A 15324-nucleotide genomic window follows, 5' to 3' on the forward strand; every position below is an offset into this window, starting at 1 on the left:
CTTATTTGCTGTCTTTTCCGACATGCAGAATGGCGAGGAATGCTTCCTGCGGCAGCTCAACGTTACCGACCTGCTTCATTCGCTTCTTACCATCTTTCTGCTTCTGCAACAGCTTTTTCTTACGACTGACGTCACCGCCATAACATTTGGCGAGAACGTTCTTACGCAGCTGTTTAACGGTCGAGCGAGCGATAATGTGGTTGCCGATAGCCGCCTGAATCGCAATATCAAACTGCTGACGTGGGATGAGTTCTTTCATTTTCTCAACCAGATCACGTCCACGATAAGGTGCGTTTTCACGGTGGGTAATCAGCGCCAGCGCATCAACACGTTCTGAGTTAATCAGAACGTCGACGCGCACCATGTCAGAGGTCTGAAAACGTTTAAAATTATAGTCCAGTGAGGCATAGCCACGTGACGTTGATTTCAGACGGTCAAAGAAGTCGAGCACCACTTCGGCCATCGGAATTTCATAGGTCAGCGCCACCTGATTGCCGTGGTAAACCATGTTGGTCTGGAAGCCACGTTTCTCGATGCACAGTGTGATGACGTTGCCCAGGTACTCCTGAGGCAGCAACATATGACACTCGGCAATGGGTTCACGTAACTCTTCGATATTATTGAGCGGTGGAAGCTTTGACGGGCTATCGACATAGACCACTTCGCCGCTCGTGGTTTGCACTTCGTATACAACTGTCGGTGCGGTCGTGATCAGATCGAGATCGTATTCACGTTCCAGACGCTCCTGAATGATCTCCATATGCAGCAGACCCAGGAAGCCGCAGCGGAAACCAAAGCCCAGTGCCGTTGAACTTTCGGGTTCGTAGAACAGTGAGGCATCATTCAGACTCAGCTTGCCCAGCGCATCACGGAAGGCTTCATAATCATCAGAGCTGATAGGGAACAGACCGGCATAAACCTGCGGCTTCACTTTTTTAAAGCCCGGTAAGGCTTTATCAGCCGGATTACGTGCGGTTGTCAGGGTATCGCCCACTGGCGCGCCAAGAATATCTTTGATGGCGCAGACCAGCCAGCCAACTTCGCCGCAGTTGAGTTCATTGCGATCAACCCGCTTCGGCGTGAAGATGCCCAGTCGGTCAGCATTGTAGACCTGACCGGTGCTCAGTACCTTAATTTTATCGCCTTTACGCATGGTGCCGTTTTTTACCCGCACCAATGATACGACGCCAAGATAGTTATCAAACCAGGAGTCGATAATCAGCGCCTGCAGCGGGGCTTCTGGATCACCTTCTGGCGGCGGAATGTCGCGGACTAAACGCTCCAGGACTTCAGGAACGCCCACGCCAGTTTTGGCCGAGCAACGCACAGCATCGGTTGCATCAATTCCGACGATGTCTTCGATTTCCTGAGCAACACGATCGGGATCGGCAGCGGGCAAATCGATTTTATTCAGCACCGGCACGACTTCCAGATCCATCTCAAGTGCGGTATAGCAGTTGGCCAGGGTTTGTGCTTCTACGCCCTGTCCGGCATCAACCACCAGCAATGCGCCTTCACAGGCTGCCAGTGAGCGGGAAACTTCATATGAGAAGTCAACGTGTCCCGGTGTGTCGATGAAATTGAGCTGGTAAGTTTCGCCGTCTTTCGCTTTGTAATCGAGCGTTACGCTCTGCGCTTTAATCGTGATGCCACGCTCACGCTCCAGGTCCATAGAGTCAAGAACCTGTGCGGCCATCTCGCGAGCAGTTAATCCGCCGCAAATCTGAATCAAGCGGTCAGAGAGCGTGGATTTACCATGGTCAATGTGGGCGATGATGGAGAAATTTCTTATGTGCTTCATTTATAGGAATATCTTCACGTAGAGAATCAGTTAGGAACCTGAGCACAGACACATTCAGGAAGATCGCTCTTAACCCACAATCCTGTCAGCCTCATTAATGACGACGCATATTACACTGTTAAGGCCGCGCATAAAAGAATGGAACGTTGTGGAAACGAAACAGTTTTTTGCGAGGAGTCATAATGGCAAAAGCCGCAGCAAGTGCGGCTTGAGTGAGGATCAGGCTTCGCTTTCAACGCGCAGCGCATCAGGCGGCAAAGCGATGTTCAAAATAACGGGCTGGAAGGCTTCACGATCGCCAAATTTCATGGAAATGCCTTTCGCAACGATAAACCCGCCCACACCGCCTAACAGCGCACCGCTGGCTGCCGCCAGGTCGCTGCCAAACAGCGCCTGAAACAGGCCGGCAAACAGGAACAGGCCGAACAGTGGCGTCATATAAACCAGCAGCGCTGAACCCAGCAGGCTGCTCTCTTTGATGCCCAGTTCAACGCGCTGACCTGGCTCCAGCGGCTTGCTGCTGGCTATCTGCATCACGTGCGCATTCTTAGGACCCAGCTTATTCAGCATATGGCTGCCACAGCCTTTACGAGCCTGGCAGCTGTTGCAGGACGTTTTTGCTTCTGTGTGCAGCGTGGCGATGCCATCCTGCCATGCCACAACGGTGGCCCATTCTCTCATCATTTTTTCGCCCCGAGCTCGACGCTGTCTGCGATACGTTTTGCCGTCACGGGCGGTAGCTCGCCGACGACCGTAATCTCGTTATTATCGCGTATTACGGTCTGCACCGTACGACGTCCCGTGCGCAATGTCTGTGCGGTGCTGTTTTTATCTGCTGGCGTCACATTGACGGCAAAGCTAAACAACCCATCGCTGTAAAGCCGTGACTCTAGCGATTTATTTAATGTGGGAATCATTCGACGGCTTTGAGACACCAGCGTCATTCCAGCGGGAAGCCAGTCGGGCTGCCAGTCTAACGAGACGTTATCGGCTTTAGTTAATGACAACGACGGCGGCAGATTGGCTTTCTCCAGTCCCTGCATCAGATTACGTACGCCATCATCGACCGCAAAGCTGATAACACGGAATTGCTCCATCGTTTCGCCATCGCGGTCCAGCAAATCGACGCGAAGAGGAAGCTTGGTATCCACGTCCAGCCATACAACATAGCTGTAGCGCGTGCCATCGCGTGAAACGATGCGCACCACGTCGCACATCTGGTCGGCAATGCGCGAGCGGCCTACGGTAATAAAGTCATAGGCGACGTCCAGCTTGGCGAAATCGGCATAAATAATGGACGGGAGCGCATCCACAATGTGATTGCCCGGCAGAGAGAAAGGCTCAATGCCGGGTTCAAAATAGCTGATATCGTTGCCGCGCTGAATCACTTCACGAGGCGGGCCGTCCATCTGCAGCACCTGCGCATACACGCGATCGTCAATAACCGCATGACGATAGCGCAGCGATTCCATGCCAAGGCGGGACACATTGATATAGGCGAATTCGTAGTTGAGGGTCTGGCTTGCCTGCTCCATCTGCTGCAATAACGCCCCAGACGCAGAAACCTGCGCTGGGGCGGCAGATGACCACAACAGGCTGCCTGCCAGAAGGCTGACGGCATACCATAGCGGCTTCATTACTGCTGCTGCATTCCTAATGACTGATTACCAGGGACATTGGCCTGCGCTTGTTTAGGCGCATTGGTTTCAAACTGCAGCTGGTCCGCATGGAGGCGACGCTGGAGTTCATAGTCCTGCAGCATGGCATTGACGCGGCGACGCTGGTCCTGCACCTGTTGCGTGACATTACCGCCGCCAAAGGCATCAGACGGCACGCCCAGGCTCACAGGTGAGGCTTTACCCATCACAGGTAAGGTATTAAACACCGGCGAGTCGGAACTTTCGACGCCGCCGCTGGCCGGTTGGTTGTAATGCTGGACGCCAACGATAACAGCCAGGGAAACACAGGCGGCGACGCCAACCTGGGTAATCTGTGCCGCCCACGGGCGAACTTTATGCCAGAACGGCATTTTTTCCCAGCGAGAAGGTTCGGGCTGTGCTTCGGGGATCAAGGTTGTAACGTTGCGCTGTGGCTCTTTTTCAATAGCAGCAGCGACGCGCGCAGCAATATCAAAATGCAGGTGCTCACCAACATCACCACGCATGGTATCGCGGATGAGATGGTAGCGTTCCCAGCTTTTTTGTAGATCTGCATCTTTAGACAGCGCTGAAAACAGCTCGTTATCTAAAGCCTCACCATCCATTAAAGCGGAAAGTTTTTCTTTCTGCATGCCTAATACCCTTCCAGTAGCCGTTATCACTGACGTTGGATAAGCGGTTGAACTTTATTATCAATGGCCTCACGTGCACGGAAGATACGCGACCTCACCGTGCCCACCGGGCAATCCATAATGACGGCGATCTCTTCATAGCTCAGACCGTCAAGTTCCCTGAGGGTAATTGCCATTCGCAAGTCCTCAGGAAGCGCCTCGATGGTACGAAAGACGATTTGTTTCAGTTCATCTGACAACATTAAGTTCTCAGGGTTCGAAATTTCTTTCAATGCGCCCGCACTTTCGAAGTTTTCAGCATCAATTGCATCAACGTCACTGGAAGGCGGACGCCGTCCCTGAGCGACCAAATAATTTTTTGCTGTATTCACTGCTATCCGATACAGCCATGTGTAAAACGCGCTATCGCCACGGAACGAATCCAGTGCGCGATAAGCCTTAATGAATGATTCCTGAACGACATCAGGCACATCGCCTGAAGGGACATATCGTGAGACCAGGCTCGCCACTTTATGCTGGTAACGAATTACCAGTAAGTTGAAAGCCTTCTGATCCCCCTTCTGAACCCGTTCAACAAGAACCTGGTCCGCTAACTGCTCGCTCATCCGAGGTAATGTCTCCCCAAATACTTTCTTATGCGTTAAGGAACTGCCAGCACACCGCTATTGAGCAAGCATGCGCTTTGAGTCTTTGCGTGGCGAAAAGTTCACTCTCAGCCTCTTTTTAGCCACTTTACGGCAGAATTACACAGTTTGTTGGTTTTCGTTCAGTGTAAAGCGCGCAAATCGCAGGCAGAGTAACCTATGACAACAGCTTTTTCATCTTTAAATCCTTGTAATCGATTAAGTTTGGTATAAAAAACCCTGCTTAAAGCCGTTATACATTAACCTTTTGATATATCTGATAAATTAATTTAAAGGCGCGAATCCTGCGCCGTTTGTGTTCAAAATACTTCACAAAAAACGACCAAACGCTTATGCTCGGTCCATTCTTGTTTAGTAAATTAAACACCATGACAACTTTCTCTCCCTCAGATTATCAGTGCGATGTACTCATTGTGGGCAGCGGTGCGGCAGGATTGTCGCTGGCATTGCGTCTGGCAGAGCATTATCAGGTCACCGTATTAAGCAAAGCGCAGGTGAATGAAGGCTCGACGCTGTATGCGCAAGGCGGCATTGCGGCGGTCTTTGACGAAACCGACAGCATTGATTCGCATGTTGAAGACACGCTGGTCGCGGGGGCAGGTTTATGCGATCGCGCTGCCGTCTCGTTCGTCGCCAGCAATGCGCGTCACTGCGTACAGTGGTTGATTGATAACGGGGTGGCCTTTGATACCGATCCACAGGCTGCGGGGGAGATGCGCTATCACCTGACGCAAGAAGGCGGCCACAGTCATCGCCGTATTCTGCACAGCGCGGACGCGACGGGCCGCGAGGTAGAAACCACGCTGGTAGGTCAGGCGTTACATCATCCGAATATCCGCATTCTTGAACGCACCAACGCGGTGGATCTTATTCTTTCAGATAAGCTCGGCCTGCCGGGCCCGCGTCGTGTTACCGGTGCCTGGATCTGGAACCGTAACCGCGAACGGGTTGAAACCTGCCGCGCACGTGCCGTCGTCCTGGCCACGGGCGGTGCGGCCAAAGTGTATCAGTACACCACGAATCCCGATGTCGCATCGGGCGATGGCATTGCGATGGCATGGCGGGCAGGTTGCCGTGTGGCTAACCTGGAGTTTAATCAGTTTCACCCCACTTGCCTGTTTCATCCCCAGGCACAAAACTTTCTGCTCACCGAAGCGCTGCGCGGCGAAGGTGCGTGGCTGGTGCGGCCTGATGGTTCGCGTTTTATGCCCGACTTTGATGCACGCGCTGAGCTGGCACCGCGCGATATTGTCGCCCGTGCCATCGATCATGAAATGAAACGCCTGGGCGTGGACTGTATGTATCTGGACATCAGTCATCAGCCTGAAGCGTTTGTGCGTTCGCACTTCCCCATGATTTACGAAAAACTGCTCACCTTTGGCTTTGACCTGACGAAGGATAAGATCCCGGTGGTGCCCGCCGCCCATTACACCTGCGGCGGCGTGATGGTGAACGAGCAGGGCCGCACCGATATCAACGGCTTGTACGCGATTGGTGAAGTCAGCTATACCGGCCTACACGGTGCCAATCGCATGGCGTCAAATTCACTGCTCGAATGCCTTGTCTATGGCTGGTCGGCGGCGGAAGATCTGCTGCGTATTTTACCCGAGGTTGACGCTGTAGACAGCTTACCGGCCTGGGACGACAGCCAGGTGGATGATGCCGATGAACGGGTGGTGATTCAGCATAACTGGCATGAACTGCGACTGTTTATGTGGGACTACGTGGGGATTGTGCGCACCACCAAGCGGCTGGAGCGGGCATTGCGTCGCATCACGCTGTTGCAACAGGAAATAGACGAGTACTACCGTCACTTCCGCCTGTCTAATAACCTGCTGGAGCTGCGAAACCTGGTGCAGGTGGCTGAACTGATGGTGCGCTGTGCGCTGCAGAGGAAAGAGAGTCGCGGGTTGCATTTTATCCGCGACTATCCTGATTTGTTACCCGAGGCACAACCTACCGTGCTGCAACCCGGTCATGACATAAATAAATAGAAGTCGCGCGTCAGGCTTTGCCAGGCTTCAGAGTATTGTCTGTCCGCGTCGCGAATAGCCAGCCGTTCAAACAGGGTTTCGCCTGCGCTGGGGGAAAACCCCAGTAGCACCCGATGAGGTGGGCGATGCGCGTATTCCGCAACGTCAAAGCGAAAGCGTAAATGCCAGCCGTCAGCCTGCGCCTGGGCGATAACCTGCTGCCCTGTCGCTTCGGGTAAGATCACACAGAAAAACCCCTCTTCTTCAATCAGCGAGGCCGCACAACGTAATAATGTTTGGTGATCTAACGAACCGGTGGCGCGCGCACTGTCTCTAGCGGACGTCGCGCAGGCCACACCGGGCTCAAAATAAGGAGGATTACTGACGATAAGCGAGTAGCGCGCTTCGCAGTTTTCAGCCCACTGGGCGATGTCCTGCTGATGGACATGAATCCGCGTTGCCCAGGGAGAGTGCTGGATATTTTCGCGCGCCTGCTGTGCGGCATCGGGATCTAACTCTACCGCATCAATGTCAACCGCTGACGGAGTACGCTGGGCCAGCATCAGGGCAATCAGCCCCGAACCAGCACCGATATCAAGAATCCGCTTAACTCCGGCCACCGGCGCCCATGCGCCCAGCAAAATACCATCTGTACCGACCTTCATCGCACAGCGGTCGTGGGCAACAAAAAACTGCTTGAAGGTAAAACCATTCTTTTTTAATTGTGGCCGCGTCTGCGGCTTGTCCTGCATCATACTCAGCGACCATTCACCTTTTTACCTGCCGTACGGCAAGGGGTCAGTGTAACGTGGTGGGTTGGGGAATTCACGTCGTTGACGTAATCTGGCGCAGTCAATACCGATAAACAGATGAAGATTATGTCCGATCTGTCTATAATCAGCGCCCCAAACTGAGGTAGAACATGACCGTAACCACATTTTCCGAACTTGAACTCGACGAAAGCCTGCTTGAAGCGCTGCAGGAGAAAGGCTATACGCGCCCTACAGCAATTCAGGCTGCTGCCATTCCCCCCGCGCTGGAGGGCCGCGACGTTCTGGGTTCGGCACCTACCGGGACCGGGAAAACCGCTGCGTATTTATTACCGGCGTTGCAGCACCTGCTCGATTTTCCACGTAAAAAGTCTGGTCCGCCACGCATTTTAATTTTAACGCCAACCCGCGAACTGGCGATGCAGGTTGCCGACCAGGCGCGTGAACTGGCTAAGCATACGCACTTGGATATTGCGACGATCACGGGCGGCGTAGCCTATATGAACCACGCCGAAGTGTTTAGCGAGAACCAGGACGTGGTGGTGGCGACCACCGGACGTCTGCTGCAGTACATTAAAGAAGAAAACTTTGATTGCCGCGCCGTTGAAACCCTGATTCTGGATGAAGCTGACCGCATGCTGGATATGGGCTTTGCCCAGGATATCGAAACCATCGCAGGTGAAACGCGCTGGCGCAAACAGACGTTGCTGTTTTCAGCCACGCTGGAAGGCGAACACATCAAAGATTTTGCCGAGCGCCTGCTCAATGATCCGGTCGAACTGGAAGCCGATCCCAGCCGTCGCGAGCGTAAAAAGATTCAGCAGTGGTATTACCGGGCAGATGACCTGGAGCACAAAACCAAACTGCTGGTTCACCTGTTAAAACAGCCAGAAGTTACCCGCACCATTGTGTTTGTACGTAAGCGTGAACGTCTGCATGAGCTGGTCGGCTGGCTTCACGATGCCGGCATTCGTACCAGTTACCTTGAAGGTGAGATGGTGCAGGCGAAACGCAATGAGGCGATTAAGCGCCTGATTGAGGGACGCGTAAATATTCTGGTAGCAACGGACATCGCTGCGCGCGGTATCGACGTTGACGACGTGAGCCACGTGATTAACTTCGATATGCCACGCACGGCGGACACCTATCTGCACCGCATTGGACGCACCGGTCGTGCCGGTCGTAAAGGCATTGCGATTTCGCTGGTCGAAGCGCACGATTATCTGCTGTTGGGTAAAGTCAGCCGTTATGTGGATGAGCCACTTAAGGCGCGCGTGATTGATGAGCTGCGTCCTGTGACCCGTGCGCCCTCACCGAAATCCACGGGAAAACCGTCGAAAAAGGTGCTTGTGAAGCGTGCAGAGAAAAAAGCGAAAGACGAAGAGAAACCACGGGTTAAAAAACGTCATCGCGATCTCAAAAATGTCGGTAAGCGCCGCAAGCCAAGCGGCAGCACGCCAGGCAGCGAGAGTGCGGAATAATTCAACACCCGCTCAAAAAAATCGCCTCTTTATGAGGCGATTTTTATTTTATCAGGCCAGTAAATACTGCTTTAGTGCCATTTTAACGCCCAACAGGTTACTCCGGCCTCACAGTCAGGTGTGACGCGCCTGCCCGAAAAGTTATCTCCTTGTTAATAGAAATAAATTCCCGGATAAGGCGTTGCGTTTTATTTCGACACCAGAGCCATTACAAACTTTCTGTAAAGGTGCGGGTAATCACGTCGCGCTGCTGTTCAGCGGTGAGTGAGTTAAAACGTACGGCATAGCCCGACACGCGAATAGTCAGCTGTGGGTACTTCTCGGGATGTTTCACGGCATCTTCCAGCGTTTCACGGCGCAATACGTTGACGTTTAAATGCTGTCCACCCTCGACGCGCACCTGAGGTTTCACCTCGACAGGCACTTCACGGTAAGCGACGTCGCCGAGTTCCCCAATCGTCACAATCTGATCCTCCTGATAGCCTGCGACGGCACAGAGACAGCGCGCCTGCGCTTTTTCCTCGTCCAGCAGCCAAAACGAGTTAATTAAAGCCGGATTACTCGATTGGGTAATCTGAATACCTGTGATCATTTCAATCCCTCCAACAACGTGCTGACGGTTGCCAACACCGTGAATCAGTCAATTTGAGCTGTTGGTATATCACCCGATAGCGACCATGACTTTGACCTGCATCAATTACAATCGGGCGTTTTATCCTCACGCTGGTAAGCTTTTGATTTTAAAAACGCGCCTTAAGAAAATTTCGTTTAATTTTTAAAAAAATTTTGGGCTTCATGTCTGCAGAGTGAACCGCTAAGCTTAAGGTTCGAAATACAAGGGAGTTGATCATGGCTGAAAAGCTGACCTGGCATGACGTGCTGGCTGAAGAGAAAGAAAAACCCTACTTTATCGAAACCCTGAAACATGTCGCTAACCAGCGGGCTGCAGGCGTAACGGTTTATCCGCCGCAGAAAGATGTGTTTAACGCGTTTCGCTTAACCGAATTAGGCGATGTGAACGTGGTGATTCTGGGACAGGACCCTTATCACGGCCCCCATCAGGCCCACGGGCTGGCTTTCTCTGTACTGCCGGGCGTACAGACACCGCCGTCATTGCAAAACATGTACAAAGAGTTGCAGCAGGACATTCCGGGCTTTGAGAAACCCAATCATGGTTATCTGGCCAGTTGGGCGGAACAGGGCGTGATGTTACTGAACACCGTACTGACCGTTGAAGCCGGTAAAGCGCATTCTCATGCCCGACTGGGATGGGAAACCTTTACCGATACGGTGATCAAGGCTATCAATGAGCAGCGTGAAGGCGTGATCTTTCTACTTTGGGGCTCACACGCGCAGAAGAAAGGCAGCATTATCGATCGCCAGCGCCATCACGTTCTACAGGCTCCGCACCCTTCCCCGCTTTCGGCACATCGTGGCTTCTTTGGCTGCCAGCATTTTTCCAAAACCAATGCGTTGTTACGCGATGCCGGTAAAACCCCGATTAACTGGACGCCGGTCTTACCTGAGTAAACGCCATAAACACAAACGGCCGCGTCAGTGCGCGGCCGTTGCAGGATAAAGCAATAATCAGGCTTTCGCTTTCGCCACGGCAACCATAGCCGGACGCAGCAGGCGACCATTCAGCGTATAACCAGGTTGCATCACCATCATCACGTGGTTCGGCTCGAAATCCTCAGATTCCATCATCGACATAGCCTGGTGCACTTCCGGGTTAAACGGCACACCGGTTTCACCGACCACTTCAACACCGAATTTACGCACCGCGCCCAGCAGGGATTTCAGCGTAAGCTCAATGCCTTCAACCATAGAGGCAGACTTCTCGTCTTCTTTGTTTGCCAGTTCCAGCGCACGTTCCAGGCTATCAATCACCGGAAGCAGCTCATTGGCAAACTTCTCCAGCGCAAACTTGTGCGCTTTTTCAATATCCATTTCGGTGCGGCGGCGAACGTTTTCAATTTCGGCCTGCGCACGCAGTTGAGCATCACGTACGCCCGTCTGCAACTGGGCTAACTCAGCTTCAAGCTGAGCGATGCGCTCATCACGCGGATCCACCTCTACTGCTGTCTCCGCGTCCTGAGGTTGATGTTGATCCTGTTGAATTTCGTCTGAGACTTGCTCGTTTGGGGTGTTCTGTTCTTTACTACTCATGAATTTCTCCGCGTTTTGCACATTCACTTCGCTGGTTGGCTTATTATGGGGATTGGTTTGACGGTTTCAAGGGAACACGTCACATCATCGTGCCGATTTGGCTTATGAGGAACACCCACTCGATGAACAAACACTTTAACTGTATTGGTATTGTGGGCCATCCACGCCATCCTACCGCACTCACGACGCATGAAATGCTGTGTCGCTGGCTGACCGCCAAAGGCTATCCCGTTATTGTTGAACAGCAGATTGCGCAGGAACTGTCGCTTGGCGATGTCCAGACCGGTACGCTGGCTGAAATCGGTCAAAAAGCCGATCTGGCCGTTGTGGTGGGAGGTGACGGTAATATGTTAGGCGCGGCCAGAGTGCTGGCGCGTTATGACATTAAAGTGATTGGCATTAACCGCGGCAACTTGGGGTTTTTAACCGATCTTGACCCCGATAACGCGCATCACCAGCTCGATGAAGTGCTAAACGGCAACTATTTTGTTGAAAGCCGCTTCCTGCTGGAAGCGCAGGTGTGCAAGTCGGATTGCTCGCCGCGTATCGGCAGCGCCATCAATGAAGTGGTGCTGCATCCGGGCAAAGTCGCCCACATGATTGAGTTTGAAGTTTATATCGACGAAGTTTTTGCCTTCTCGCAGCGTTCGGACGGCCTGATTATTTCTACGCCCACCGGCTCGACCGCCTATTCGCTTTCCGCTGGCGGCCCGATTTTAACGCCCTCTCTGGACGCCATTACCATTGTGCCCATGTTCCCGCACACCTTGTCCGCGCGCCCGCTGGTGATCAACAGCAGCAGTACGATTCGGCTCCGTTTCTCGGCACGTCGTAACGACCTTGAGATCAGCTGTGACAGCCAGATTGCGCTGCCTATCCAGGAAGGGGAAGATGTGCTGATTCGCCGCAGCGAAAATCATCTCAATCTTATCCATCCTAAAAATTACAGTTATTTCAACACGCTGAGTTCGAAACTGGGTTGGTCAAAAAAATTGTTCTGAAAATGACCGCGCCCTCTTTACTGTATAAAAAACCAGTTTATACTGTATGAAAAACCATATGTGTTTATTCATACAGGTGACGCTATGCTGGCACAACTGACCATCAGCAATTTCGCTATCGTTCGTGAGCTCGACATTGATTTTCAACGCGGTATGACCGCCATCACTGGTGAAACCGGTGCAGGTAAATCTATTGCTATCGATGCGCTTGGGTTGTGCCTTGGCGGACGTGCCGATGCGGATATGGTGCGTCAGGGCGCCAGTCGCGCGGACTTGTGTGCGCGCTTTCAAATCAAAGCCTCGCCGTCGGCACAGCGCTGGCTGACTGACAATCATCTGGACGACGGTAGCGAGTGTCTGCTGCGCCGTGTTATCAGCGCCGATGGTCGCTCACGCGGCTTTATCAATGGCACAGCCGTTCCCCTCTCTCAGTTACGCGACCTGGGCCAGTTACTGATTCAGATTCACGGACAGCATGCCCATCAGTTGCTGCTCAAGTCCGATCATCAGAAGCACCTGCTGGATGCCTACGCCGGTCATGACGACTTGCTTGTTGCAATGCGTGCGTCCTACCAGACGTGGCACCAGAGCTGCCGTACGCTGGCGCAGCATCAGCAGCAGGCGCAGGAGCGTGAATCCCGCCGAGAGTTGTTACAGTATCAGCTTAAAGAGCTGAACGAGTTTGCCCCGGTGGCAGGCGAGTTTGAGCAGATTGACGAAGAGTACAAACGTCTGGCCAACAGCGGCCAGCTGTTGTCGACCAGCCAGCAGGCGCTTCAGCTGTTAGCCGACAGCGATGACACCAACCTGAACAGCATGCTGTACAGCGCGCGTCAGATGCTGTCTGAACTCAGCGCGCTGGATGACAAGGTGAGCGGCGTTTATAACCTGCTGGAAGAAGCGGCGATTCAGTTGAGCGAAGCCAGTGACGAACTGCGCCACTACTGCGACAGTCTGGATCTGGACCCGAACCGCCTCTATGAGCTGGAACAGCGTATCTCCCGACAAATCGCCCTGGCCCGCAAGCATCATGTGGCACCAGAAGGCCTGCCCGCTGTGCACCAGCAACTGCTGGATGAAGCGGAACTGCTGTCACAGCAGGAAAGCGATCAGGAAAGCCTGCAGACGTTGGTAACCGAGCACTACAACGCAGCCCTCCAGTGTGCAGAGCAACTGCACGCTCAGCGCAGCCGTTATGCAACCGAGTTACAGCAGCTGATTACCCAAAGCATGCATTTGCTCTCTATGCCGCACGGTCGCTTTGCCATTGAGCTGATTTTCAACCCTGAGCAACTGACCGCCGACGGTGCCAGCCGCATTGATTTTCAGGTGACGACCAACCCTGGCCAGCCGTTACAGCCGCTGGGTAAAGTCGCCTCTGGGGGTGAACTGTCGCGTATCGCGCTGGCGATTCAGGTTATCACCGCTAAGAAAATGGAAACGCCGGCGATGATTTTCGACGAAGTTGACGTGGGGATTAGCGGTCCGACGGCTGCGGTAGTGGGTAAAATGTTGCGCCAGCTTGGGGAATCCACCCAGGTCATGTGCGTAACCCATCTGCCGCAGGTGGCGGGTTGTGGGCATCAGCATTTCTATGTCAGCAAGGAAACCGATGGCGAAATGACGGAAACGCACATGCAGCCTCTGGATAAGCGCGCACGCCTGCAGGAACTGGCACGCTTACTGGGCGGTAGCGAGGTCACCCGCAACACACTGGCTAACGCGAAAGAACTTTTAGCGGCCTGATATGCACTTTTTTACCACAGCGTGGTCATATGCATGCTCTGTAGAGGTTTCCAATAGCGAAAAGGTTTATTATCATCGACAGCTAATGTCGCCTGAATAATAAAGCCTGCCGCAGGCAGAGTTCAGAATTTGATGGCAGAAGAACAGCCTGTAAAAGGCGTTTCGCCCCGGAAAAGGAATGTATAGATGCGCTGTAAAACGCTGACTGCCGCGGCAGTAGTAATGTTAATGATGACCGCAGGATGTTCCACTTTAGAGCGCGTTGTTTATCGCCCCGATATCAATCAGGGTAACTATCTGGTTGCCAATGATGTTGCCAAGCTTCATAACGGTATGACACAGCAACAGGTGGCCTATACGCTGGGTACGCCAATGATGAAAGATCCCTTTGGCAGCAATGTCTGGTACTACGTGTTCCGTCAGGAGCCAGGTCACGAGAAAGTGAAACAGCAAACGCTGACGCTGACCTTTGACCGCAGCGGCGTACTGACCAACATCGACAACAAGCCAGCGCTGTCTTCGCAGGATAACTAATCGAAGAGGCAAAGGTCGTTACCGACAAACGACCGGGCATCACAGAATGTAAAAAGGCGCTGATAAGCGCCTTTTTTAATGACTGGAGTTTGAACCAACAGGTTATTTTTTACTGCTCGCCGCGCGCTCCGCACGTTGACGACGAAGCTCTTTAGGATCGGCGATAAGCGGGCGATAGATCTCTACCCGATCGCCTTCCTGCACGCTGTCGCTCAGTTTTACCGGATGGCTGTAAATCCCCACCTTGTTGCTGGCCAAATCGATTTCAGGCCGCAGTTCCAGTAAGCCTGATTTGCGGATAGCCTGCTCAACCGTGCTGCCCTCTTCCAGTTTTACATAGTGCTGATACTGTTTTTCGGGCAGGGCGTACACCACCTCGACAGAGATATCAGGCACTGTAAACCTCTTTGGCGCGCTGGGTAAATGCCTGCACCATGCTATTAGCCAGTTCTTTAAAGATTCGACCAAATGCCATCTCAACCAGCATGTTGGTGAATTCAAACTCCAGGCTTAGCTCAACCTTGCAGGCATCCTCCCCAAGATCGATAAAGCGCCAGCCACCGGTGAGTTTACGGAACGGCCCATCGACCAGTTGCATATGAATGCTCTGGTTGTCAGTCAGCGTATTTCGGGTGGTAAATGTTTTGCTGATGCCCGCTTTCGACACGTCGACTGAAGCCGTCATTTGGTTTTCTGAGGCATCCAGTACGCGGCTTCCGGTGCAGCCCGGCAGGAATTGCGGGTAAGCATCCACATCATTTACAAGTTGGTACATTTGTCCGGCGCTAAAGGGGACCAGCGCCGAACGACTAATCTGAGCCATAATGGTTCCTGTTCGTCACAAAACCGCTAAATAATAGCATTTTCAGCGATTAAACAAAAATTCCTCATTGTCATGGTGTGCTAGAATAGCCT

General features: G+C 52.9%; 16 protein-coding genes. 6 read left to right on the plus strand and 10 right to left on the minus strand.

Going from position 1 to position 15324, the window contains the following annotated elements:
* Position 1 precedes the first annotated feature (1 nt).
* The 5 genes from lepA to rpoE all read right to left on the minus strand — a co-directional run bounded on the left by lepA (position 2) and on the right by rpoE (position 4696).
* Positions 2 to 1801: a translation elongation factor 4 gene (gene lepA / locus A6A26_RS21295; RefSeq protein ID WP_063880599.1), complete on the minus strand. Its 1800-nt coding sequence runs from the start codon at positions 1799 to 1801 to the stop codon at positions 2 to 4.
* Between the two features lie 219 nt (positions 1802 to 2020).
* The gene (gene rseC, locus A6A26_RS21300; RefSeq protein WP_063880600.1) at positions 2021 to 2485 is read right to left on the minus strand and encodes a SoxR-reducing system protein RseC; all 465 of its coding nucleotides are present in this window, start codon (positions 2483 to 2485) and stop codon (positions 2021 to 2023) included.
* Positions 2482 to 3438, minus strand: a complete 957-nt coding sequence (gene rseB, locus A6A26_RS21305) for a sigma-E factor regulatory protein RseB (protein WP_063880601.1) — start codon at positions 3436 to 3438, stop codon at positions 2482 to 2484. The genes rseC and rseB overlap by 4 nt, the downstream gene beginning before the upstream one ends.
* A complete protein-coding gene (gene rseA / locus A6A26_RS21310) occupies positions 3438 to 4091 on the minus strand; it encodes an anti-sigma-E factor RseA (RefSeq protein ID WP_063880602.1) in 654 nt (217 codons plus the stop codon). Before rseA ends, rseB begins: the two co-directional genes overlap by 1 nt.
* 26 nt (positions 4092 to 4117) lie before the next feature.
* Entirely contained in the window at positions 4118 to 4696 is a 579-nt protein-coding gene (gene rpoE / locus A6A26_RS21315) for an RNA polymerase sigma factor RpoE (RefSeq protein WP_006120509.1), read from the minus strand.
* A 371-nt stretch (positions 4697 to 5067) separates the two neighbouring features.
* Between rpoE and nadB the strand changes: the two genes are divergently transcribed.
* Positions 5068 to 6729 (plus strand): L-aspartate oxidase, encoded by a 1662-nt coding sequence (gene nadB / locus A6A26_RS21320; RefSeq protein WP_063881231.1) that lies wholly within the window; start codon positions 5068 to 5070, stop codon positions 6727 to 6729.
* Here the strand turns inward: nadB and A6A26_RS21325 are convergent.
* Positions 6711 to 7463 carry a tRNA(1)(Val) (adenine(37)-N(6))-methyltransferase TrmN gene (locus A6A26_RS21325; protein ID WP_063880603.1) on the minus strand — a complete coding sequence of 251 codons (753 nt, stop codon included), beginning with the start codon at positions 7461 to 7463 and terminating at the stop codon, positions 6711 to 6713. The two genes, nadB and A6A26_RS21325, sit on opposite strands and share 19 nt — an antisense overlap.
* A gap of 167 nt (positions 7464 to 7630) precedes the next feature.
* Here A6A26_RS21325 and srmB point away from each other — a divergent pair, with 167 nt between their 5' ends.
* On the plus strand, positions 7631 to 8959 hold the full coding sequence (gene srmB / locus A6A26_RS21330) for an ATP-dependent RNA helicase SrmB (protein ID WP_063880604.1): 1329 nt from the start codon (positions 7631 to 7633) through the stop codon (positions 8957 to 8959).
* Between the two features lie 208 nt (positions 8960 to 9167).
* On the opposite strand, the gene grcA is transcribed toward srmB, so the two are convergent.
* Positions 9168 to 9551 (minus strand): autonomous glycyl radical cofactor GrcA, encoded by a 384-nt coding sequence (gene grcA, locus A6A26_RS21335; protein ID WP_063880605.1) that lies wholly within the window; start codon positions 9549 to 9551, stop codon positions 9168 to 9170.
* A gap of 257 nt (positions 9552 to 9808) precedes the next feature.
* Here grcA and ung point away from each other — a divergent pair, with 257 nt between their 5' ends.
* On the plus strand, positions 9809 to 10489 hold the full coding sequence (gene ung, locus A6A26_RS21340) for a uracil-DNA glycosylase (protein WP_063880606.1): 681 nt from the start codon (positions 9809 to 9811) through the stop codon (positions 10487 to 10489).
* Between the two features lie 57 nt (positions 10490 to 10546).
* On the opposite strand, the gene grpE is transcribed toward ung, so the two are convergent.
* Positions 10547 to 11128, minus strand: a complete 582-nt coding sequence (gene grpE / locus A6A26_RS21345; protein WP_063880607.1) for a nucleotide exchange factor GrpE — start codon at positions 11126 to 11128, stop codon at positions 10547 to 10549.
* Positions 11129 to 11250: 122 nt separating this feature from the next.
* Here grpE and nadK point away from each other — a divergent pair, with 122 nt between their 5' ends.
* The 3 genes from nadK (at position 11251) to bamE (ending at position 14409) form a co-directional block, all read left to right on the plus strand.
* Positions 11251 to 12129 (plus strand): NAD(+) kinase, encoded by an 879-nt coding sequence (gene nadK, locus A6A26_RS21350; protein ID WP_063880608.1) that lies wholly within the window; start codon positions 11251 to 11253, stop codon positions 12127 to 12129.
* Positions 12130 to 12213: 84 nt separating this feature from the next.
* A complete protein-coding gene (gene recN, locus A6A26_RS21355) occupies positions 12214 to 13875 on the plus strand; it encodes a DNA repair protein RecN (RefSeq protein WP_063880609.1) in 1662 nt (553 codons plus the stop codon).
* A 186-nt stretch (positions 13876 to 14061) separates the two neighbouring features.
* Positions 14062 to 14409, plus strand: coding sequence for an outer membrane protein assembly factor BamE (gene bamE, locus A6A26_RS21360; RefSeq protein ID WP_063880610.1), 348 nt, complete (start codon positions 14062 to 14064; stop codon positions 14407 to 14409).
* 102 nt (positions 14410 to 14511) lie between these two features.
* Here bamE and A6A26_RS21365 read toward each other — a convergent pair whose 3' ends face one another.
* Both A6A26_RS21365 and A6A26_RS21370 read right to left on the minus strand, forming a co-directional pair.
* A complete protein-coding gene (locus tag A6A26_RS21365) occupies positions 14512 to 14805 on the minus strand; it encodes an RnfH family protein (protein WP_063880611.1) in 294 nt (97 codons plus the stop codon).
* Positions 14798 to 15232, minus strand: a complete 435-nt coding sequence (locus tag A6A26_RS21370) for a type II toxin-antitoxin system RatA family toxin (protein ID WP_063880612.1) — start codon at positions 15230 to 15232, stop codon at positions 14798 to 14800. Before A6A26_RS21370 ends, A6A26_RS21365 begins: the two co-directional genes overlap by 8 nt.
* Positions 15233 to 15324: the final 92 nt, after the last annotated feature.

Origin of the sequence: Pantoea sp. OXWO6B1 (assembly GCF_001641135.1) — a bacterium.
Lineage (GTDB): Bacteria > Pseudomonadota > Gammaproteobacteria > Enterobacterales > Enterobacteriaceae > Pantoea > Pantoea allii.

Bases quoted from the DNA above. Each gene is read 5' to 3' on its own strand.
- grpE (WP_063880607.1), bottom strand. From the start codon at position 11,128: ATGAGTAGTAAAGAACAGAACACCCCAAACGAGCAAGTCTCAGACGAA.
- A6A26_RS21370 (WP_063880612.1), bottom strand. From the start codon at position 15,232: ATGGCTCAGATTAGTCGTTCGGCGCTGGTCCCCTTTAGCGCCGGACAA.
- rpoE (WP_006120509.1), bottom strand. From the start codon at position 4,696: ATGAGCGAGCAGTTAGCGGACCAGGTTCTTGTTGAACGGGTTCAGAAG.
- rseA (WP_063880602.1), bottom strand. From the start codon at position 4,091: ATGCAGAAAGAAAAACTTTCCGCTTTAATGGATGGTGAGGCTTTAGAT.
- A6A26_RS21325 (WP_063880603.1), bottom strand. From the start codon at position 7,463: ATGATGCAGGACAAGCCGCAGACGCGGCCACAATTAAAAAAGAATGGT.
- nadK (WP_063880608.1), top strand. From the start codon at position 11,251: ATGAACAAACACTTTAACTGTATTGGTATTGTGGGCCATCCACGCCAT.
- ung (WP_063880606.1), top strand. From the start codon at position 9,809: ATGGCTGAAAAGCTGACCTGGCATGACGTGCTGGCTGAAGAGAAAGAA.
- srmB (WP_063880604.1), top strand. From the start codon at position 7,631: ATGACCGTAACCACATTTTCCGAACTTGAACTCGACGAAAGCCTGCTT.
- rseC (WP_063880600.1), bottom strand. From the start codon at position 2,485: ATGATGAGAGAATGGGCCACCGTTGTGGCATGGCAGGATGGCATCGCC.
- recN (WP_063880609.1), top strand. From the start codon at position 12,214: ATGCTGGCACAACTGACCATCAGCAATTTCGCTATCGTTCGTGAGCTC.
- grcA (WP_063880605.1), bottom strand. From the start codon at position 9,551: ATGATCACAGGTATTCAGATTACCCAATCGAGTAATCCGGCTTTAATT.
- lepA (WP_063880599.1), bottom strand. From the start codon at position 1,801: ATGAAGCACATAAGAAATTTCTCCATCATCGCCCACATTGACCATGGT.
- nadB (WP_063881231.1), top strand. From the start codon at position 5,068: ATGCTCGGTCCATTCTTGTTTAGTAAATTAAACACCATGACAACTTTC.
- rseB (WP_063880601.1), bottom strand. From the start codon at position 3,438: ATGAAGCCGCTATGGTATGCCGTCAGCCTTCTGGCAGGCAGCCTGTTG.
- bamE (WP_063880610.1), top strand. From the start codon at position 14,062: ATGCGCTGTAAAACGCTGACTGCCGCGGCAGTAGTAATGTTAATGATG.